The following is a 21,205-nucleotide window of genomic DNA, read 5'->3' on the forward strand; positions in this document are numbered from 1 at the left end:
CTATAAATATCAACCAGGTTTATAACTGTTAATTTATGTTAAATAGATTATGTTCTTTTTGGTTTACCTAAGTAATAACTTAGCAAGTAGTGATTTAGGTAATAATTACCATGACACACTAAGCCAATACTTGTTTTGCTTGTTTACTGTCTTGAGCAATTTGCGCGGTAAGCGCCTCAAGGTTGTCAAACTTAGTTATTTGACGTAACTTTTTCTTCACTATGACTTCAATACATTGTCCGTATAAATTTTGATTAAAATCAAAAATATTAACTTCTAGCTGCTGTCTAGTACCAGCAATAGTAGGTCTTGCACCAATATTAGCAACACCTTTAAATTCACCATAGTGAGTTTTTACCAGTACAGCAAAAACGCCACTTAATGGTGAAACTCGCCTTTTAAGCAGAACATTAGCGGTAGGAAAACCTAATTTACGCCCGCGCTTATCACCATGAAAAACGCGACCAATTATCGAATACTCACGACCTAACATTTGTTTAGCTGCGGCTAAATCATCTTGCTCTAATGCTTGGCGAATAGCGGTTGAACTAATACGGCACTCTGCCATCTTGTAACTAGCAGTATCAGAAACATCAAAGCCGTATTTTTTTCCTGCTTGGCATAACATCGAGAAATTACCAGTACGATTCTTACCAAAATGAAAGTCATCACCGATAATAAGGTGCTTTATCCCTAATTTATTCACTAACAGGTTTTCGATAAAATGTTGTGCACTTTGACTAGCAAATTTAACGGTAAAGTTAACACATATAAGACGCTGCACACCTAATTTTGCTAGTAAACTATATTTATCACGTAAACGGCATAATCTTGCTGGTGCTGTTTCTGGTGAAAAAAGCTCTTGAGGTTGAGGTTCAAAAACCAATACTGCCGCAACACAATCTAATGCTTTGGCTTTACTGACTAAAGCTTTGATGACTTGTTGGTGCCCTAAATGCACACCATCAAAATTACCAATAGTTAACACACAGCCATGATCCTGTAACCGAATATTATGTATACCGCGAACTAACTGCATCAGCTATTATTCTACCCTTTACTGTTGTGCCAAATACCCTGGACTAATACCCTAGACTAAATACGATGGGCTAAAGCCCAGCCTGCAAAAACCACTAACGAAGCGCAAATTTGTCGCTAAAACTTAGCTAAAACTTGATAGTCGCCTAAAATAAATCGAAGAATTATATAACAGCGAGCGCGAATAATCAGTAGTGCAAACACTTTATTTTACGCTTATTTTAGAGCGTGTTGATCTTTCGCGGTTAAATTTTTTCGAGATAGAAGCGCTTTAATCACGGCGAGTAGTGTTTAGCCTAGCCATGCTAAGCAAACATTACTCAACAAAGAATAATGTCCCCACCTTAATCTTTATTAACAGTGAAGTCATTTAATCGTACACCCAACACGGTGATCATTAACAGATAACTAGCCACACCTAGCGCAATACATAAGCTAAGCTGCTGTACTTGCTCAACAAAACTCATTTGTAACCACACCTCAAAATCACTTGATAACTGGTAAACGACTCCTGCCATCACCGCTGCACTGATCATTAACTTAGCAATAAAAAGCATTGTCTTGGTTGATAATTGATAAACTCCTTGCGCCTTTAAACCACGATATAGCAACCAGGCATTTAACGTAGCTGAAAGTGTCGTTGCTAGTGCTAAGCCTACGTACCCTAAGAAAGGCGCTAACATTAAATTAAAAACCATATTAGCAACCATCGCGGTAATACCTATTTTTACCGGAGTTTTCGTGTCCTGGCGCGCGTAATAACCAGGGGCTAGTATTTTGATAAACATAAAACTTAACAAGCCAGATAAATAAGCAAATAATGCCATAGACACTTGCATAACATCATGCTGACTAAATTCTCCGCGCATAAATAACACCATAATAATAGGCTGTGCTAGTACCATTAGCCCTGCCAGTGCTGGCCAACCAAATAAGCTAATAACCCTAATACCCCAATCGAGGGTGCTGCTAAACTCCGCCGGATTATTTTTACTGTGTAGCTTAGATAGACTAGGTAATACCACAGTAGCAATACCAATACCAAATAAGCCCAGCGGAAATTCCAATAACCTGTCGGCATAATAAAGCCAACTAATTGAGCCGGTAATTAAGAAACTGGCAATTAGAGTATCTAGCAATAAATTAATTTGAGTCACTGAAACACCAAATAAAGCAGGTACAATCAATTTACGTATTTTAGTTACGCCTTCACTGTGCCAAGCCCATTTTGGCTTAACCAGCATACCTGCCTTATATAAAAAAGGAATTTGAAAAAGAAACTGAATTAAACCACCTAAAAACACCCCCCAAGCTAAAGCGTGTGCCGGACTTGGTGTATAAGGTGCGCCATAAATAGCCATAATAATAATAGCGATATTAAGGAGTACTGGCGTAAACGCGGCAACGGCAAAACGTCCTAGGGTATTAAGAATTGCGCCTGACAAAGCTGCAAAGGTAATAAACCATAAATAAGGAAAAGTGATACTCAGTAGATTACTTGCCAAGGTAAACTTTTCACCACCTGGCGCATCATTAAACCAGTCGACAAACCAACCAAAACCAAACAAGATCACAAATAAAGGAGAAGCTAACATGCCAAACAATGTTACACCGGTGATGATAACACCTAGCGTGCCTGATACTTGGGCGATTAATAAACGCGTTTGCTGTTGATTATGTTGTACTGAGCCTTGTTGATCGCCTTGGTGTTCGTCTTTAACCTGATATTCGCTAAGCACGGGCACAAATGCTTGGGCAAATGCCCCTTCGGCAAATAATCTGCGGAAAAAGTTAGGGATTTTATTAGCAAATAAAAACACATCCGCCATTATTCCCGTTCCCATTACGCTAGCAATAACCACATCACGTATTAACCCTAAGACCCGAGAAACTAAGGTCATGATACTAACAATGAGTCCTGATTTAATTAACTTCTTACTCAAGAAAAGTGCTCCACACTACATTTATTTTGGCTTGTATAAATAGCGTTACACGCTCATATAAGTGACAAGAAAATAAGGAAAAAAAAATAATGTGTATTATGTGATGATTTTAACCATTTAAACAATGTATACTTACCACCGTTCACAACATGTTTAGTTCTATCTGCTAAGTTTTTAGCCGTTAATAACAACCATATTCTTTTTAATTGCTTTCTTAGCCTACTAAGTTAACAATTAAACAATTAAAACATTTGACAATCAGCTAAAAAAAAGGCATATTTCGTCGCCTTAAATTTAAGCTTATAATCAATCTTTTAGGAGATCACCTTGGCTAACTCAAAGCAAGCTAAGAAGCGCGCAGGACAATCTGAAAAGCGCCGTCAAAACAACGCAAGTCGTCGCTCAATGATGCGTACTTTACTTAAAAAAGTACTATCAGCAATTGAAGCTGGTGATAAAGAATTAGCAACAAAAGAATTTGCTGCTGCAACACCAGTTTTAGACCGTTACGCAACTAAAGGTCTAATTCATAAAAATAAAGCAGCTCGTAGTAAGAGCCGTTTGAATGCAGCTATCAAAGCAATTTAATTTTTGTTTTTACTGTAATTTTTATGAAATGGTCTTTATGTAGTATGACTACATAAATCATTTAAAAACCGACCTAGGTCGGTTTTTTTATGCCCGTAATTTATGCTTTACTTCACCTTGACAGTTTATAGCTAATTATACTCCCTCTGTGTTGCACTGACTGATATTATTTTTTAGTCTTTAGGTAACTTAGCTATTAGGCGACAATAATTAGCGGCAACTCAGAAGAGATCTGTTATGAAAACATTAAAATTAACCAAAGTAGCCGCCGTAGTATTATTTTCCTGCGTAGCATTAACCGCTTGTGATAATAGTTATGAAAAGCACGCTAATGAAAAAGACATCACGCAAAAAGTAACGAAAAGTGATAGTAAAAAACAACACAACGAAAATCAATTAGCTCAACCGACCTTACTGAAGGGCTTTGAAAGTCGTCTAAATATTTATCAAGAAGTCACTCTAAATACTGACTTAAGTCACTTATCTGCCAATCAAAAGCAAATGCTAATGCTCCTTATTGATGCTTCGAAAATAATGGATGATTTATTTTGGCAGCAAGCCTATTCTCAAGACAAAAAAAGTTTTTTAGCCAGTATTAGTGATGAAAAGGTAAGACGCTTTGCAGAAATAAACTATGGCCCTTGGGATCGCCTTGATGGTGATAAAGCCTTTTTAAGTCAAGCGACTAAAAAAGCTCATGGCGCTGAATTTTATCCTCAAGATATGACTAAGACCGAGTTTGAGCAAAGTGACTTTAGCGATAAAAAAGGTCTTTATTCTGTGGTGAAGCGTGATGATGAAGGCAAGTTAACCAGTGTTGCTTATTCTGAAATTTATCATGAAAAAATAGCGCGCGCCGCTGCCATACTTGATAAAGCAGCCAAGTTTGCCGACGATAAAGAGTTTGCTAATTATCTAACCATGCGCGCTCAAGCATTACTCAATGATGACTACCAAGCTTCAGATTTCGCTTGGATGGCGATGAAAAACAATGCTATTGATGTCGTTATTGGTCCAATTGAAAGCTATGAAGATCAGCTTTATGGTTATCGCGCTGCTTTTGAAGCTTATGTGTTAATTAAAGATTTAGCCTGGAGTGAAAAACTGGCGAAATACGCACAGTTTTTACCTGAATTACAAAAAGGCTTACCTGTAGCGAAAGAGTATAAAGCGGAAGTGCCTGGTTCTGATGCGGATTTAAATGCTTACGATGTTGTGTATTATGCTGGTCATAGTAATGCTGGTGGTAAGACTATTGCCATTAACTTACCTAATGACGAAGAAGTACAACTTCAAACAGGTACCAGACGCTTACAATTAAAAAATGCTATGCGAGCAAAATTTGATGCCATTATGCTACCTATTGCGAATACGCTAATCGTGCCTGAGCAGCGCAGCAATGTAACCTTTACTGGTTTCTTCGCTAATACTATGTTTCATGAAGTTGCGCATGGCTTAGGCATTAAAAATACCCTTAATGGTCAAGGCTCAGTGCGCCAAGCCTTAAAAGAGCATGCTTCAGCATTAGAAGAAGGTAAAGCAGATATACTTGGCTTATATATGATCCGTCAATTATTAGAAAAAGGCGCGATTACTGAAGGTACTTTAACCGATTACTACACCACCTTTATGGCAGGTATTTTCCGTTCAATTCGCTTTGGTGCTAGCTCAGCACACGGTAAAGCCAATATGGTACGGTTTAATTACTTTCAAGAAAAAGGCGCTTTTAGTCGTAATGAACAAGGCTTATATAGTATTGATGCTGATAAAATGACCACGGCTATCAATTCTTTATCTGAACTGATCTTAACCTTACAAGGTAATGGCGATTATCAAGGTGTCGATAACTTAGTGAAGGAAAGTGGCGTTATTGGGGCAACACTTGCTGGCGATTTAGCCCGTTTAGAAACAGCTAACATTCCGGTAGATATTGTCTTTAAACAAGGCAAAGACGTATTAGGTCTTTAATGGCTCAACTTACCCTTAATCGCTAAGCACAACGAGTTTAGCTTAGGGAAGGCTAGGTACAAAAAAACGCTTATCGAATAATTCGATAAGCGTTTTTTATTTCAATGATAGTTAATTGGTAGGCTAAAGCCCTACGCTAAACTTACTTTGTTAAGTTGCTTTAAAACTTAAAAAGAAAAGTCTTCTGCATCAAGTTCCATCATAGATTGTGCACCATTAGCAAGACAAGCGGCATGGCCTTGAGCACGTGGTAATATACGTTGGAAGTAAAAACGTGCAGTTTTTATTTTGGCTTGGTAAAAAGCTTCTTCATCAGTGCCTGCTGCCAGTTTATCTTGTGCAACTTTTGCCATTTTAGCCCAGAAATAAGCTAGGGTTAAATAACCTGAATACATTAAGTAATCAACCGAAGCTGCGCCAATTTCATCAGGGTTTTTCATGGCTCGTGCGCCGACTTGCTCGGTAATTTTTTGCCAATCACCACCAAAGCTCATAATAGGCTTAATAAACTCTTGCATGGCTTCGTCACTAGCATTTTCTATACAAAATTGCGTCATTTCGCTGCCAAAGGCTTCAAGAAGTTTTCCTTTAGAACCTAAAACTTTTCTCGCTAATAAATCTAACGCTTGAATACCAGTAGTCCCTTCATAGATACAACTAATTTTAGTATCACGCATGAGCTGCTCCATGCCCCACTCTTTAATAAAGCCGTGACCACCAAATACTTGCACACCATGACTAGTACACTCTAAACCAAGCTCGGTAAGGAAAGCTTTGGCAATAGGTGTTAATAACGCCAGCTTACTTTCTGCTGCTGCTTTTTCTTCATCACTGTTACTTGCATGACCGATATCAACTAACTGAGCTAAATAGGCAATTAGTGCGCGACCGCCTTCTGCAATAGATTTTTGTGTTAACAACATACGGCGAACATCAGGATGCACTATGATGGCATCTGCAGGACCGTTAGGGTTTTTAACACCCGATAAAGAACGCATTTGTAATCTATCTTTAGCATACGCTAATGCGCCTTGAAAAGAGGCTTCAGCTGCGGCAACACCTTCAGTAGCTACCCCTAAACGAGCAGCATTCATAAAGGTAAACATACAATTTAAGCCACGATTTACTTCGCCGATTAAATAGCCTTTCGCCCCATCAAAGTTAATCACACAGGTTGCATTAGCATTAATGCCCATCTTGTGTTCAATTGAACCACAAGAAACCGCATTACGGTCACTAATAGTGCCTTCGTCAGTAACATTGAACTTAGGTACTATAAAGAGTGAAATACCTTTACTACCTTCTGGTGAACCAGGAATTCTAGCAATAACAATATGGACAATATTATCAGATAAGTCATGCTCACCGGCAGAGATAAAGATTTTAGTCCCCGTTAACGAGTAACTGCCATCATCATTTAACTCTGCTTTAGTGCGCAACATACCTAAGTCAGTACCACAATGAGGTTCGGTTAAACACATAGTGCCTGTCCAAGTACCCTCAACTAACTTAGGCATAAATTGATTTTTTTGCTGCTCACTACCATGGGCTTCAATGGTCGCTAATGCGCCATGGCTTAAACCTGGGTACATAGCAAAACTATGATTGGCGCTAGAGAAAAGCTCATTAATTGCGGTGTTTAATGAGTGTGGTAAACCTTGCCCACCAAAATTTACATTTTGCGCTAATGTTGGCCAACCACCTTCAACATATTGCTGATAAGCCTCTTTAAAGCCATCGGGTGTCGTAACGTCACCATTTGTCCAAGTACAACCTTGTGCATCACCACTTTGGTTAATAGGGGCAATAACTTGCTCAGTAAACTTTGCCGCTTCACTAATAATGGCATCAACCATATCTACACTAGCGTCTTCATAACCTAGCTTTTGATAATGATTATCGCAATTAAGTAACTCTTGCATAACAAATTTAATATCTCTGATCGGTGCTTTATACTCTGGCATGACTTTCTCCAAGGATTAACTTTTATTGACGCTGGTTTAGCTTTTTATTATTTATTATTTATTATTTATTATTTATTATTTATTATTTATTCGGTATGTTTTAACTGGTCTGAGGTCAGACCTATTCAAACAGTTGTTTGATTAAATCATGTTCTCAACAATTTTTAAATAGAAAAGTGAAAAAAGATTCTATCTCACTGCTTTTTAGCTGCTTGACTCAGTTTAAAAACACCGAAAATAGTGAAGCTTGATGGGCGATTACCGATGAATTATGACCTTGCGGGTATAAAAAAAGCTTAGTGATTTTTCATCACTAAGCTTTTTGTTATTAGGTCATTATAACTAGCTGGTTAATCTGTTAATTGTCTTGATTATTATTTTCTGGTGTTGCTCTGTAGCTATTATTTTGACTTTCAAAATAAGCAAATACTGTAGCGAACGCTTGCTCTTGAAATTGCTTTAAACCGGTATCACGAAAATCAATATCAATTTGGCTTTTTGCTAATTCTTTCTTAATAGCCGTACCTGCTACTACTTCAACATCTAATGCATCAATTAATTGAATAGCCGCTTCAATTTTAAAACCAACAGGTCCGCCAGCAAATTTACCTTTTAAAGCACGACCTTTAATTTGTACGTGAGTGACTTGGTAGTCTTCCATTAGTTTGGCAAAAGCAAATTGGAATTTTTTAACTTCTTCGGCATCGCCAGCATTACCAAGGCTAATTTTTTGTACACGAGTATGAGGAATATCATACAAGTTATTTTCTTTTGACATGATACAAATAATTGCATCATTACTTTTAATTTCTACGCCACAAGCTCTCATGGAAAAACCTCATTAATCTAATTGCCAATATTATACACGCAAATCATATATACCCAAACTACTTCAAGGGCTGAGTTTAACGATACAAAACCAATTCATTACAACAACACAAGTCATAGTAACGTTATGGCACTTCAGTAAAGTTACAGGTATTATTTATTAATATTAGAAAACAATAATAAATTGGATAAATTACATGAAAAAAGTGTGTGTGATCACTGGTGGTAGCTCGGGAATTGGCTTAAGCATAGTAAAGCTATTTGTTGAGCATAATTATCAGGTTTTTAATTTAGATTTATCGCCTTGTGCAATAGGTGAATTTCGTCAATGTGATGTCACTAACGTTGAACAAGTGAGCGAAATAATTGCCAATATTGCTCAGCAACATACTATTGATGTTTTAATATCAAATGCCGGCATTCATTTTTCAGCGACCATTGAAAACACCAGTGAAGCAGAGTTAGATAACGTATTTAACATTAATGTTAAAGGTGCTTATGCTGCTATTAAGGCGGTATTACCGTCAATGAAAGCAAATAAAAATGGCGCAATAATTTTAATGTCGTCTGATCAAGCGTTAGTAGCTAAGCATAACTCGTTTGCATATAACTTAAGTAAAAGCGCCCTCGCCTCTATCGCTAAAACTACCGCGCTTGATTACGCTGCTTTTAATATTCGCGCCAATGCCGTTTGCCCTGGCACTATTGAAACGCCCTTATACCATCAGGCCATTGATAATTATTGTCAAAAATCTGGTGCTGATAAAAATGCAGTGCATGAGGAAGAAGCTAAACTTCAACCACTACAACGCTTAGGACAACCCGAAGAAGTGGCTGAGTTAGTACTGTTTTTGGCATCAGACAACGCCAAATTTATTACCGGTAGTTTACAAGTGATTGATGGCGGTTATACCGCGCAATAGGTTTTACATAGTGCTTTGAAATAAAATAGCGCTTTAGATAAAATAAAGAGTAGCCCATGACCAGTAGCAATAATTTTACGGTTAATATTATTGATCCACACTTACATTTATTTAACCGCTCACTGGGCGATTATCATTGGCTTAACAGACAAAACCCGCCTTTTTGGCCTGATAAACATTTACTGCAACAAGATTTCACTATTGAGGATCTCAACAGCGTATTAGCCAATAGCGAGATAAAACTGGCTGGCTTTGTTCATATCGAAGCAGGATTTGATAACGCTAGAGCGTGGCGCGAAGTAGAATATATTGAAAGCTTATATTGTCAGCCAAATAAAACGATTGCCGGTATTGATTTACTCGCGCCAGTTGCTGATTTTCAAGCAAGATTGCAAAAACTACAACAATACCGCAGTTTAATTGGGGCTCGTCATATTTTAGATGAACAGGCTTTAAATGTGTTAAATAACGTAAACGCACAGCAAAACTTTGCTTATTTAAATACTATCGCTGATTTTATTTTTGAACTGCAGTTACCCCTTGCTGATGAAAGCGCTATTAAGGTTATGCCGCTACTAACGCAAACTATTGCCACTAATAAGCAACTGCGCTTTATCATTAATCATGCGGGTTTTGCACCAGCATTGACGACAGCGACAGCGACAGCGACAGCGACAGCGACAGCGACAAAAAAAGCTATGTTATCCGCAAGTCAAGCACCAGCAAATCAAGCCTCTTGGCAATTATGGCAAAAGCATATTTATGAACTCGCTAATTACCCTAACGTGTTGATTAAATGCTCGGGCTGGGAAATGACAGACCGGCACTATCAACTTTCCTGGTTTGGTGAGGTAACGCGTTTTTGTATCGATAGTTTCTCAATTGACCGCGTTATGCTCGCGAGCAATTTTCCGCTATGTTTACTCAGTAAAGCGAGTTACGCCAGCTATTGGCAGGATATTCTGGCATCACCGTTAATAAAAGCCTGTAACGAGCATGAAAAAAGCGCATTGCTTTACCACAATGCGCTTAATATTTATAAGCTGTAACAGCCTAGGATATCGAGCCTCGGTGAGCTAAGCCTCGGTGGTTCAATATTTTTAGTTGTTATCTAATCGTAACATGTGGCGATCTTTTTACCACTTCATCGTTAAGTTCAATACCAATACCTGGCACTTCTGTCACTTGAAAAAAACCATCTACTGGCTGCGGGTCTTGTAAACATAACTCGCGGTTCCAGTCTTTAATGGCATAGGTATGATGCTCATGAATTAAGAAGTTTGGAATAGCCGTTTCTAAGTGTAATGAAGCCGCCGTTGCCACAGGGCCACCACAAACGTGTGCTTGAATACGAATATCATAAACATCGGCGTAATCACATACTTTTTTAGCTTCGGTAAAGCCACCACATAAGCCCACATCAGGCTGTAACACATCAATACTTTGATCCTCAAAGTAAGGTCTTACATCCCAACGATGATACAAACGCTCGCCACCGGCAATAGGTACGTTAACGTTGTCAGATACTTTTTTGTGTACTGCCGAGTTTAAGTAGTTAACTGGCTCTTCGTACATCATACAACCTACTTCTTCAACAACTCTGCCCATTTGTATTGCAGAAGCTGCGCCCATTAAAGAATGTGATTCAAAAATAATATCTACATCTTCACCTACCGCATCACGAATAGCACGTAAACGATTACCAAATAAACGCATTTGTGGTTTAGTAAATAACTTGGTGCGATCAAAAGAAGAGCTGCCATCAGCGTTATACACTATCGGGTCAACTTTAACGGCATCATAACCTTGTGCTACCGCTTTTAGGGCTGCTTCAGCATATTCTTCAGGGGCAATTAATTTGTTTATTGTACTATCCCAGTCAAACTGAAGTTGACTCGCATAAGTACGTAACTTGTCATTTACCTTACCACCAAGTAGTTGATACACAGGCACACCTAAGGCTTTACCTTTAATATCCCAAAGCGCGGTATCAATAGCACTCATGGCTGAATAGATAACAGGGCCGCCACCTAAGCCCCAAAAGCTTTCACGTAACATACGCGACCATAACAACTCTGTATTAAACGGGTTAAAACCAATAAGTACCGCTTCACTGATTTCTTTAATCATCGCGGCGGCGGCGCTATGCCCCCAGTCATATGCTAAACCGGCTTCACCAACACCACTAATGCCTTCATCGGTATGTATACGGACAAAAATAGGGTTCCAACCAATGCGCTTAGGGCAATGGATATCAAAAACTTCAACGTGAGTTATCTTCATAGTTTCCTCGACTAAGTTAATTTTTTATTTAGTTAACCTTATATTTAGTTAACTCTTTTTTAATTTTTTATTTAATCTGCTTATTTAATCTCATCACTGTGTTCAGCAGCAGTCATTATCTTTCTTGACGTTGTACCATTAAATTTAAAAGAAAATACACAGAGTTGACGTTAGTCATTATTCCGTACATCCTCTACTACACCTTTCAAGGCAAGCTAGGGTTGTTCAACTTATTTCCCGAATCATTTGTGAGTAGCTTTGACGAATAAATTAAGCGATACAGCAAAAAGAAGGTAACTACTGGGCAAATGTTGGGTCATGACGATAGACTCTTCGCAACATCGCTGGCCAGGCTTTTTGACCGCCTGTCTCACCATAATGAACAATATTGGCTTGGGCTTTAATACCATCAATAATACTTTGTGGTGCATAAATAGGTTTCATACCTGTCGCCATAATCTGCAATTGAATTTGACAAGCACGGGTTAAATCATACATATGCATAAAAGCATCACCAATGGTTTTGCCCATCGTTAAGGCACCATGATTACGCAATAACATAAAATTTTTGTCGCCTAAATCATCTTGCAAGCGACGCTTTTCGCCATCATTAACCGCTAACCCTTCATAATCATGATAACTCATCGATGCTAATGCAAACATAGAGTACTGACTTAACGGTAGCAACCCCTCTTCAACACTAGCCACCGCAATGGTTTCATCGGTATGAATATGTAATGCACAAATTTCATCGTGACGAGCGGCATGAACAGCGCTGTGAATAGTAAAACCTGCTGGGTTAATAACAAATGGGCTATCTTTATCAATAACATTACCGTCAATATCAATTTTTACTAAATTAGAGGCGGTGATTTCTTCAAATGCTAAGCCGAACGCATTAATTAACAGGTGTTCTGTACCGGGAATACGCGCAGATACATGAGTATGGATAAGATCGTCCCAACCATGCATATGTATTAACCGATAACAAGCGGCTAAATCAACGCGTATTTGCCATTCTTGCGCTGATACTTTATTTTTTAACGATAACGTTGGCAGTTGCTGCATTACTGAAAACCTCGGTGAATAGATAACTTATCTTCATAGCGATAATGTTACCTGATGAAAGCTAAGCGATAAAGGCGTTTAAAGCCTTTTAAAGGAAAGCGGGCTAAAACAAAGTTGTTCACACAGCATCATTAAAGAAAAAGTAAAAAAACGGTTAAATAAACGCTTTGATAAGTGCGGCTACTAATAAAGCAAACACTAATAGTCTAATAATTTTACCGTACTTACTTTGCTGTTCATTAGTCATCGGCGTACCAAAACGCTCTCCTAAAATAACCATCAGAAATACCGCTAAAAAAACACAAGCCAAAATAATTATTAATGTCATTTTTTTCTCTCTTTTATCATCTTTTTAGATAAGTTTTTATACCTAGTATTCTCAAAATCGATTACCATAGCGCGCAGTGCCATTTATTATTATACCGCCATGCAACAATCTCATGACTTCTATCAAAAACGACGTTTTATCATAAGGTTAGGAAAAGCTTTACATAAATTAGGATCGACAGCTTCGCGTTTAGAAGATAACCTTTTATCTATTGCTCATTTTCTCGATATTCGCGCCTCCTTTATGATAACACCTACCGCGTTAACCTTTATCTTATCTGATGATGAAGATGAACAGCAATATAATCATATTGTGCGTGTTAACCCTGGCGATATTGATCTTGGCTCTTTAGCGCGTATTGATGAATTGGTTGATGAACTTATTAGTGGTGAACGCACACTCGATGAGGCGCTTGAACGCTTAACGGAGGTAAGAAACAAACCTGCCCCTTACGGTACCTTTCTATCTTTTATTGCCTTTGGCGCATCAAGCGGCGCTTTTTCAATGCTAATGATGACCAGTTGGCACGATGTTTTCTGGTCTACTATTTTAGGTTGGGTTACCTTTTTATGTGTGTTTTGGGCCGAACGCTCACGACGAGTATCAGACTTGCTCGAACCTTTTGCCGCCATTATTGCATCGTTATTAGCCTCGGGAATATCAATGATTGATCCTAGCATTAATATTCCCATGGTCATTTTATCAAGCATCATAGTGTTCATCCCCGGGTTATCGCTAACCGTTGGTTTATCAGAACTTGCTGCCCGCCACTTAATGTCAGGCACAGCCCGTATTATGGACAGTATTATGATGCTATTTAAGCTTTACTTCGGTGCTGTACTAGGGATGGCACTAGGTAACTTGATATGGGGCATAGCGGTATACGTTCCTCCCGAAACCATGCCCGTATGGACATCATGGTTAGCCGTTACAACACTTTCTGCCAGTTTGGTTATTTTGTTTAAAGTTAGATTAAAAGATGCCCCTTGGGGAATGATTTCTGGTTATATTGCTTTTGGTGTAAGTATTTGGGCAAGTCATTATTTGGGCGTGGCATTAGGCGCATTTGTTGGTGCATTTGCTTTAGGCTTATATAGTAATTTATTTTCTCGAGTGATGAATCTACCCTCTAGTATTGTTAGAATTCTTGGGTTAGTTGTTCTGGTACCTGGCTCAAAAGTCTATATTGGTTTAAATAGTGCTGTCTCGGGGCAGCATATGCTAAATGTACCTGATTTAGGCTCACAAACTTTCTTAATATTTATGTCACTAGTCGCCGGTCTTATTTTCTCTAATGCGCTATTACCTCATGTTAAAACATTATAATGAGCACTTAGCCATTAATTGGCTGTCAAAGTTAGGATAGTTAAACTATTACAAATTCCTTACCAAGTACGTGTTAATTTTTTGTTACTTTTTCGATAAAACTAGCTAACAAAAAATTAACCATATAAAAACAACAACTTGCTTAAAAAGCTATGTTCAATGATAGTTTATGGCGCTATTTTAGCTGAAAATAACTGGCTAAATAGATGTTTTGTGTGCTAGAAATCCTTATAAATACCCCGTAGAATCGACAAATCGTATGTATCTATCTATGCAAAACCAGCATTAAATAGTCGTTATTACGCACACTCATTCTATGCTCCACCAGATAAGGAATTTTCATGAAAGCAATTATCACCAGTGCCATATGTTCGTCATTATTGTTAATGAACGGCTGTACTACGCAAGTTGATAACAACAATACCTCGGCCTTTCCTACACAAAAAATGGCACAAAAAACAGCCTTAGCGTCAGGTATTGAAAAAGCAAACTTAGACACTAGTGTTCGTCCACAAGATAATTTCTATCGTTACGTTAATGGTAATTGGCTAAAAAGCCATGATATTCCAGGTGATAAAACAGCGATAGGTTCATTTTATGATCTACGTGATCAAGCTGATGATGATGTTAAAGCCATTATTGAAGAGCTTGACGCCACCAAAAACTTAATAGCAGGTAGCGACGAACAAAAAGTGGCTGATCTTTTCCGCTCATACATGGACATTGAAAAAAGAAATAGTTTAGGCACCCAGCCAATACAACCCATTTTTGATGCTATTAATAAGCTAACTAACAAATCAGAATTAGCCAGTTTTTTGGGGCAATACCAATCAGTCGGTGTCGGTAGTCCGTTAGCACTTTATATTAGCGTTGATGCAAAAGATTCAACTCACTATGCAACGCATATTTGGCAAAGTGGTTTAGGTTTACCCGATAAAGATTACTACGTTAATGAGTCAGAGCGTTATGTTGCTTTACGTGCTGGCTATACCACACATATTGAAAACATGTTTAGGTTAGCCGGTTTTAAAAACAGCAAACAAGCAGCACAAACGATCATGGCGTTAGAAACAAAAATAGCGCAATACCATTGGACGCGCGTACAAAGTCGCGATAGTGAAAAACGTTATAATAAATATGCCATTAGCCAACTTAATGAATTAACAGATGCTTTTGATTGGTCCGCCTACTTAGCTGCACAAGGCGTTGCTGAACAAAAAGACATTATTATTAACCAGCCCGATTTTATTATCGGCTTCGGTAAAATATTTGCTGACACCTCACTTGCTGATTGGAAAACCTATCTTACTTTTCATAGTTTAAGTAGCTTTGCCAGTTACTTAACCACTGATATTGATAATGAAAATTTTGACTTTTATTCAAAACAACTCAGCGGTCGTGAAGAGCAACGTCCCCAATGGAAACGCGGCGTTAGTGTTGTTAACAGTAATTTAGGTGAAGTTATTGGTAAGGTTTATGTTAATCGTCACTTTACTCCACAGGCTAAAGCGCGCATGAGTGAATTAGTTGAAAATTTACGCGTATCATATGGCAATAGTATTGACGAACTTGAGTGGATGTCTGCCGATACCAAAAAAGCAGCGCAAGTTAAATTAGCCGCTTTTACCCCGAAAATTGGTTACCCTGACCGATGGGAAGATTACTCAGAACTTAACATCGATGCTAACGATTTAATCGGTAATATCCTTCGCTCTTCACGTCTGTCTCATACTAAAGAGGTCGCTAAACTGGGTGGACCTATTCAAAAATGGGAATGGGGCATGACACCACAAACGGTAAATGCTTATTATAATCCAACGGTTAACGAAATTGTCTTCCCTGCTGCTATCTTACAAGCACCATTTTTTAATATGAAAGCCGATGATGCAGTAAATTACGGCGGTATCGGCGCGGTAATTGGTCATGAAATGGGTCATGGGTTTGACGATCAAGGTAGTAAATACGATGCAGAAGGTAACCTACGTAACTGGTGGACAGCACAAGATTTAGCCGAATTTTCAAACCGTACTAAAGCCTTAGTTGAGCAGTATGATGACTACCATGTATTTGATGATTTAACTGTTAATGGTAAATTAACCTTAGGTGAAAACATTGGCGATTTATCAGGCGTAACCATTGCTTATAGAGCATATAAAGCCTCATTAAACGGTAAAGAAGCTCCCGTTATTGATGGTTTAACGGGCGATCAACGATTCTTCATGGGCTACGCTCAAATTTGGCGTGCTAAAATTGTTGAAAAATCAATGCGTAACCGCGTAGCAACCGACCCACACTCGCCAGCAGAGTTTCGTGCTTTGGGTTCACTATCAAACATGAATGAATTTTATAAAGCGTTTGATGTTAACGAAGGTGACGCTATGTATATTGCCCCAGAAAAACGCGTTAAAATTTGGTAATAGCAAACACTTAACGTCAGTAACTCATAACAAAGGAGCTTCGGCTCCTTTTTCACTCAGTAAGTGTACACTAATAATACTTATTGAATGAAATAGTAACAATAAATGACAATACACAGCAATAAACTTATTGATAACTGTTATCATTGCGATTAATATAAGCATTATAAAATACTGAGTTAACTACTAAGTTAAACACTAAATCGTTTTCAATAAGAGTTATTATATGTACATTTGTCTTTGTCATGGTGTTACTGATACACAAATCGAATCTGCTATCGATAATGGTGCAGAAACGTTGAAGGCGCTCTCTACTGAGCTTAAAGTAGGGTCACAATGCGGTAAGTGCTGTCAATGTACTAAGCGCGTGCTCAACAAAAAGTTATTACAAATTGCTGAAGCACAGCCACAAGTCGCTTAGTTAGTTTAGCTTGGCTCGAATGAATTGATTAGTTCATCATTGATTGTAAGTAGTTTTCAATACCTGCGTTATCAACTAAATACTGTTGTGCTTCAATCCAGTCAATTTGTTCTTCGACATTATCGAGTAACTTTTCGGCAAGATCTCTACTGATAAAGTCTTGTAACTTTTCACTTTCAACGATTAATGTTTGTAAAGCCTCTCGAGAAACATACTCTAAATCCATATTCGCTTGTAACATTTCTTGGGGATGCTCGCCAATATGCAAACGCCCTAGGTCTTGTAAATTAGGTAAACCTTCTAAAAATAATATCCGCTCAATCAAATCATCTGCTTGCTTCATTTTTTGAATAGATACTTTATAGTCAGCTTTATTAAGCTTTTCTAAGCCCCAGTTTTTATACATGCGCGCATGCAAAAAATATTGGTTAATCGCGACGAGTTCAATCGCTAAGGCACCATTTAACAGTGTTAATATTTTTTTATGACCTTTCATGATACCCCCTAGCCTGGCAAATGCTGACCCATATGTGATTGAATATAATTTTGTAGACCTATTCTACCAATTAATCCTAATTGCTTTTCAAGCCAATAAACATGATCTTCTTCTGTATCTACCAAGAGTTTTTCTAACATTTCTCTACTTTGAAAATCACCATGTGCTTCACATAAGGCAATACTTTCTTTTAATGCCGCAACCACTTCCATTTCTAACGTTAAATCATTTTGCAGCATACTAGGTACATCACTACCAATGAGTAAGTCGCGACGGTCAGCTAAGTTAGGTACACCTTCAAGAAATAAAATACGTTTAATGATGGCATCAGCATGGGTTATTTCTTCTTGCATCTCGTGATCTAGTTGCTCAAAAAGTTTATCTAAGCCCCAATCTTGATACATTCTAGAATGAATAAAATACTGATCAATCGCTGCCAATTCGTTATGTAATAAACCATTAAGACTGGCTATAATTTTTGGATTACCTTTCATTTTATGCCCCTGTAATAATTATAGGTGTAAGTTATAGGTATAAATTATCAGTGCTATCAAAGCCCTTTAGTAAAAGAGTAAGAGTTAGTTGCTCTACATAACAGTATAACAATCACAATATCATAGTATAACAATGATAACTTATCGAATTACTCAATTTTACTTATCTAACTCATTAACTTTTAAGTAAAAACTATTTTCATTTATTTTTACATTCTATTGTAAAGCCATTAATTAATATGCTTACTAACCATACTGGTAAGCGATAAATATGTCTAGCTAAGTACTAATCGCTATAAATTATGGCTGGCATTTTAAGGACCAAATAACCGCAATAAGTAGCCATCTAAACATCTATAATTTGCTAATAATATTAAATAAAGCTAGAATCCGCATCTAAACGTTTTATTGTGTTAACGAAGATGGTGAAAATCCATCACTGTACCCGCAACTGTAAATAAAATGATATTTATGTTTTTACTAACTATTATTTTAAAGTCAGATAGCTAGCCCAAAAAACTATATTTAACTCTGCTTATTAGCGTGCGGGAAAACACGAGCCTAACTATGTCTACACTGCTTACTATCTCTGATCTTAGTTGGATCATTCAAAAAAAATCCATATTACATAACATTAACTTTACTGTCAGTAAGGGTGAAGTCATTGGTATTATTGGCCCTAATGGCGCGGGTAAAACTAGCCTACTACGCTGTATAACCAATCAAGCAAATATGCTGGTTAGTAAGAATATAAGTGGCAGCATTAAACTAAAAAACCGGTCTATTAGACAATTTAGCGCTAAAGAAATAGCCCAACATTTTGCTGTTGTTATGCAAAAAAATGACTCTATTTTTGCCTTATCGGTACAAGATGTGATGAAAATGGGTCTATTACCACACAAAAGTCTTTTTTCAATCGACAGTGATCATGACAAAGCACAAATAGCCTTAGCGCTGACTAAAGTGGGCTTAAGCCATGCGCTACATAGCCATTTTAATCTGTTATCTGGCGGCGAACAACAACGCGTATTAATTGCGCGAGCATTGGTTCAAGCAAGTCAGATATTAATCCTCGATGAACCCACTAATCACCTTGATGTGTATTACCAACATCAAGTATTACAACTAGTCAATAATCTTAATATCACTGTCATTATGACCGTGCATGACCTTAATTTAGCTAGCTTATATTGTCAGCGTTTATTACTACTAAACCAAGGTCACTTAATTGCTGATGGTACGCCTGAAGAAGTCTTAACGCCACAGCAGTTAAGCCAAGTATTTGGCTTACCTTGTCAACAAAGTATTGATGCAATAACCGGCGCGACACAGGTTTCTTTTTATCTAAAAGAACATTGTGTTCAAAATAATACGCAAAACGTTATGCAAAATAACAGGGTGTCTACACCTTAAATGAATAAAATATCTATCAGTTTATTTGTCTTGTCTGCATTGGTTATTGTCTCTGCACTCGCCGCTATTACTTTTGGTCCTGCAGACATTAGCTCAACTGAGTTAATGTCGTGTTTAATTGGCAGTTGTCAAAATCAAGTCGCGAATATCGTTATTTGGCAGGTGCGTATCCCAAGAGTACTTGTTGCTTTAGTTGCAGGTATGGGCTTAGCTATTGCCGGCGCTATTTTACAAAACACTACCCGTAACCCGCTTGCAGACCCCTACCTTTTTGGTATTGTTTCTGGTGCTGGCTTAGGTGCCACTATCGCCAATATATCGTTGGCTGATAACCTCACTATAGCCCTGCCATTAGCCGCCTTTCTGGGTGCACTATTTTCAGTCATTATCGTGATATTTATCGCTAAAGTATTACAACGTATGGAGCAGCTACTACTCGCCGGCGTCGCGGTGTCTTTTATGCTTGGCTCAATCACCCAGTTCATTTTATATTTTGGTGAACCGTTTGCTACTAACCGTGTTATTTTTTGGTTAATGGGTAGCCTAGCCCGCGTTGAGATGAGTAATTTTTATGTAATTGCTAGTGTGTTAGTTATTGCCATGATCACTGTGATTGCACTACACAGACAAATAGACGCGTTATTATTAGGTGATGAAAGCGCTGCTAGCTTAGGCGTTGACGTAGATAAATTACGGTTATTAATGTTAGCCATATGTGCGGCTTTAACGGCAACTATTGTTGCTTATTGCGGTGGCATAGGCTTTGTTGGCTTAATGATACCTCACATTGTTAGACAACTTATCGGCGTAACCACACTTAAATTAATTATGGGTAGCGCACTTATTGGCGCGATATTCCTTATTTGGGTTGATGTTATTGCCCGCTCATCCTTACCTCACGCAGAAATACCTATTGGTATTATCACCTCTGCACTAGGTAGTATATTTTTCTTATTTATTATGTATCGTTCTCGATCGATCACTTAATAACTTAACACAGCAGAGATAATCCTATGACTGACAAAAAAATAGCTAACGAAAACACAACCGACAGCAACGTGGCTGATAAACACAAACAAAGAATGCAAAAAATTAAAGAAAAAGTGGATTCTCGTATTGATAACGCCACCGACGAACGCGGCTTACTTATTGTTATCACGGGTAATGGTAAAGGTAAAAGCACCTCGGGTTTTGGTACGGTTGCCCGCGCTGTTGGTCACGGACTTAATGCTGCTGTAGCGCAGTTTATTAAAGGTACTTGGGCTTGTGGTGAGCGAAACTTACTTGAAAACGCAGGGGTAAAATTTAGTGTGATGGGCACCGGCTTTACCTGGAATACTCAAGACAAAGAAAAAGATATCGCCGCCGCCAATGCAGTATGGATTAAATGTAAAGAGTTACTCAGCGACACCACTATTGATGTAGTTTTACTCGATGAAATGACCTATATGTTGTCGTATAAATACCTCGACTTAGATGAAGTGATTGCCGCATTAAACAATCGCCCCAAACATCAGCACGTTATAATTACGGGGCGCGCTTGTCATCGCGCCATTATTGAATTAGCCGATACAGTCAGCGAAGTACAATCAATAAAGCATGCCTTTGATAACGGCATTAAAGCGCAAAAAGGTATTGATTGGTAAAGTTTTTCCATGAAATTAATACCATAAAAAAATACCGTAAATACACAACAACCGACAGCGA

19 protein-coding genes and 1 riboswitch are annotated in these 21,205 nt (G+C 38.0%); of the genes, 10 read left to right on the top strand and 9 right to left on the bottom strand.

The window, feature by feature from the left end; all coding sequences use genetic code 11:
* Window positions 1-118 precede the first annotated feature (118 nt).
* Window positions 119-1,039, bottom strand: a complete 921-nt coding sequence (gene ribF, locus FCS21_RS06410; protein ID WP_138621605.1) for a bifunctional riboflavin kinase/FAD synthetase — start codon at window positions 1,037-1,039, stop codon at window positions 119-121.
* A 343-nt stretch (window positions 1,040-1,382) separates the two neighbouring features.
* On the bottom strand, window positions 1,383-2,981 hold the full coding sequence (murJ, locus tag FCS21_RS06415) for a murein biosynthesis integral membrane protein MurJ (protein ID WP_138621607.1): 1,599 nt from the start codon (window positions 2,979-2,981) through the stop codon (window positions 1,383-1,385).
* Window positions 2,982-3,308: 327 nt separating this feature from the next.
* Between murJ and rpsT the strand changes: the two genes are divergently transcribed.
* Together rpsT and FCS21_RS06425 are read left to right on the top strand one after the other, a co-directional pair.
* The gene (gene rpsT / locus FCS21_RS06420; RefSeq protein ID WP_138621609.1) at window positions 3,309-3,569 is read left to right on the top strand and encodes a 30S ribosomal protein S20; all 261 of its coding nucleotides are present in this window, start codon (window positions 3,309-3,311) and stop codon (window positions 3,567-3,569) included.
* Between the two features lie 237 nt (window positions 3,570-3,806).
* The gene (locus FCS21_RS06425) at window positions 3,807-5,537 is read left to right on the top strand and encodes a DUF8614 domain-containing protein (protein ID WP_138621611.1); all 1,731 of its coding nucleotides are present in this window, start codon (window positions 3,807-3,809) and stop codon (window positions 5,535-5,537) included.
* A 167-nt stretch (window positions 5,538-5,704) separates the two neighbouring features.
* Here the strand turns inward: FCS21_RS06425 and FCS21_RS06430 are convergent, their stop codons facing one another.
* Together FCS21_RS06430 and FCS21_RS06435 are read right to left on the bottom strand one after the other, a co-directional pair.
* Window positions 5,705-7,501 carry an acyl-CoA dehydrogenase C-terminal domain-containing protein gene (locus FCS21_RS06430; RefSeq protein ID WP_138621613.1) on the bottom strand — a complete coding sequence of 599 codons (1,797 nt, stop codon included), beginning with the start codon at window positions 7,499-7,501 and terminating at the stop codon, window positions 5,705-5,707.
* A gap of 358 nt (window positions 7,502-7,859) precedes the next feature.
* Complete coding sequence (locus tag FCS21_RS06435) at window positions 7,860-8,330, bottom strand: DUF3010 family protein (protein WP_138621615.1); 471 nt, start codon at window positions 8,328-8,330, stop codon at window positions 7,860-7,862.
* Window positions 8,331-8,526: 196 nt separating this feature from the next.
* On the opposite strand from FCS21_RS06435, the gene FCS21_RS06440 reads away from it, so the two are divergent.
* Both FCS21_RS06440 and FCS21_RS06445 read left to right on the top strand, forming a co-directional pair.
* Entirely contained in the window at window positions 8,527-9,252 is a 726-nt protein-coding gene (locus FCS21_RS06440) for an SDR family NAD(P)-dependent oxidoreductase (RefSeq protein ID WP_138621617.1), read from the top strand.
* Window positions 9,253-9,308: 56 nt separating this feature from the next.
* Window positions 9,309-10,301: an amidohydrolase family protein gene (locus tag FCS21_RS06445; RefSeq protein WP_138621619.1), complete on the top strand. Its 993-nt coding sequence runs from the start codon at window positions 9,309-9,311 to the stop codon at window positions 10,299-10,301.
* A gap of 58 nt (window positions 10,302-10,359) precedes the next feature.
* On the opposite strand, the gene FCS21_RS06450 is transcribed toward FCS21_RS06445, so the two are convergent.
* From FCS21_RS06450 to FCS21_RS16765, 3 genes are all read right to left on the bottom strand, one after another.
* Entirely contained in the window at window positions 10,360-11,535 is a 1,176-nt protein-coding gene (locus FCS21_RS06450; protein ID WP_138621621.1) for a mandelate racemase/muconate lactonizing enzyme family protein, read from the bottom strand.
* 297 nt (window positions 11,536-11,832) lie between these two features.
* Window positions 11,833-12,603, bottom strand: a complete 771-nt coding sequence (locus FCS21_RS06455; protein WP_138621623.1) for a class II aldolase/adducin family protein — start codon at window positions 12,601-12,603, stop codon at window positions 11,833-11,835.
* Between the two features lie 154 nt (window positions 12,604-12,757).
* Entirely contained in the window at window positions 12,758-12,931 is a 174-nt protein-coding gene (locus tag FCS21_RS16765; protein ID WP_171035646.1) for a hypothetical protein, read from the bottom strand.
* Window positions 12,932-13,030: 99 nt separating this feature from the next.
* Here FCS21_RS16765 and FCS21_RS06460 point away from each other — a divergent pair, with 99 nt between their 5' ends.
* The 3 genes from FCS21_RS06460 (at window position 13,031) to FCS21_RS06470 (ending at window position 17,095) form a co-directional block, all read left to right on the top strand.
* Window positions 13,031-14,257 carry a threonine/serine exporter family protein gene (locus tag FCS21_RS06460; protein WP_138621625.1) on the top strand — a complete coding sequence of 409 codons (1,227 nt, stop codon included), beginning with the start codon at window positions 13,031-13,033 and terminating at the stop codon, window positions 14,255-14,257.
* 341 nt (window positions 14,258-14,598) lie between these two features.
* Window positions 14,599-16,674, top strand: a complete 2,076-nt coding sequence (locus FCS21_RS06465; RefSeq protein WP_138621626.1) for a M13 family metallopeptidase — start codon at window positions 14,599-14,601, stop codon at window positions 16,672-16,674.
* A gap of 226 nt (window positions 16,675-16,900) precedes the next feature.
* Window positions 16,901-17,095, top strand: coding sequence for a (2Fe-2S)-binding protein (locus tag FCS21_RS06470; RefSeq protein ID WP_138621628.1), 195 nt, complete (start codon window positions 16,901-16,903; stop codon window positions 17,093-17,095).
* A gap of 28 nt (window positions 17,096-17,123) precedes the next feature.
* Here the strand turns inward: FCS21_RS06470 and bfr (FCS21_RS06475) are convergent, their stop codons facing one another.
* On the bottom strand, window positions 17,124-17,591 hold the full coding sequence (gene bfr, locus FCS21_RS06475) for a bacterioferritin (RefSeq protein ID WP_138621630.1): 468 nt from the start codon (window positions 17,589-17,591) through the stop codon (window positions 17,124-17,126).
* 8 nt (window positions 17,592-17,599) lie between these two features.
* The gene (gene bfr, locus FCS21_RS06480) at window positions 17,600-18,085 is read right to left on the bottom strand and encodes a bacterioferritin (protein ID WP_138621632.1); all 486 of its coding nucleotides are present in this window, start codon (window positions 18,083-18,085) and stop codon (window positions 17,600-17,602) included.
* 418 nt (window positions 18,086-18,503) lie between these two features.
* Window positions 18,504-18,590, top strand: a riboswitch (cobalamin riboswitch).
* Window positions 18,591-18,652: 62 nt separating this feature from the next.
* Between bfr (FCS21_RS06480) and FCS21_RS06485 the strand changes: the two genes are divergently transcribed.
* Genes FCS21_RS06485 through cobO form a run of 3 tightly spaced genes read left to right on the top strand, consistent with a single transcriptional unit; the run spans window position 18,653 to window position 21,144 of the window.
* Window positions 18,653-19,498, top strand: coding sequence for an ABC transporter ATP-binding protein (locus FCS21_RS06485; RefSeq protein ID WP_138621634.1), 846 nt, complete (start codon window positions 18,653-18,655; stop codon window positions 19,496-19,498).
* Window positions 19,499-20,485: a FecCD family ABC transporter permease gene (locus tag FCS21_RS06490; RefSeq protein WP_138621636.1), complete on the top strand. Its 987-nt coding sequence runs from the start codon at window positions 19,499-19,501 to the stop codon at window positions 20,483-20,485.
* 26 nt (window positions 20,486-20,511) lie between these two features.
* On the top strand, window positions 20,512-21,144 hold the full coding sequence (gene cobO, locus FCS21_RS06495; protein ID WP_138621638.1) for a cob(I)yrinic acid a,c-diamide adenosyltransferase: 633 nt from the start codon (window positions 20,512-20,514) through the stop codon (window positions 21,142-21,144).
* Window positions 21,145-21,205: the final 61 nt, after the last annotated feature.

It is taken from the genome of Colwellia ponticola (genome assembly GCF_005885605.1).
Lineage (GTDB): Bacteria > Pseudomonadota > Gammaproteobacteria > Enterobacterales > Alteromonadaceae > Colwellia > Colwellia ponticola.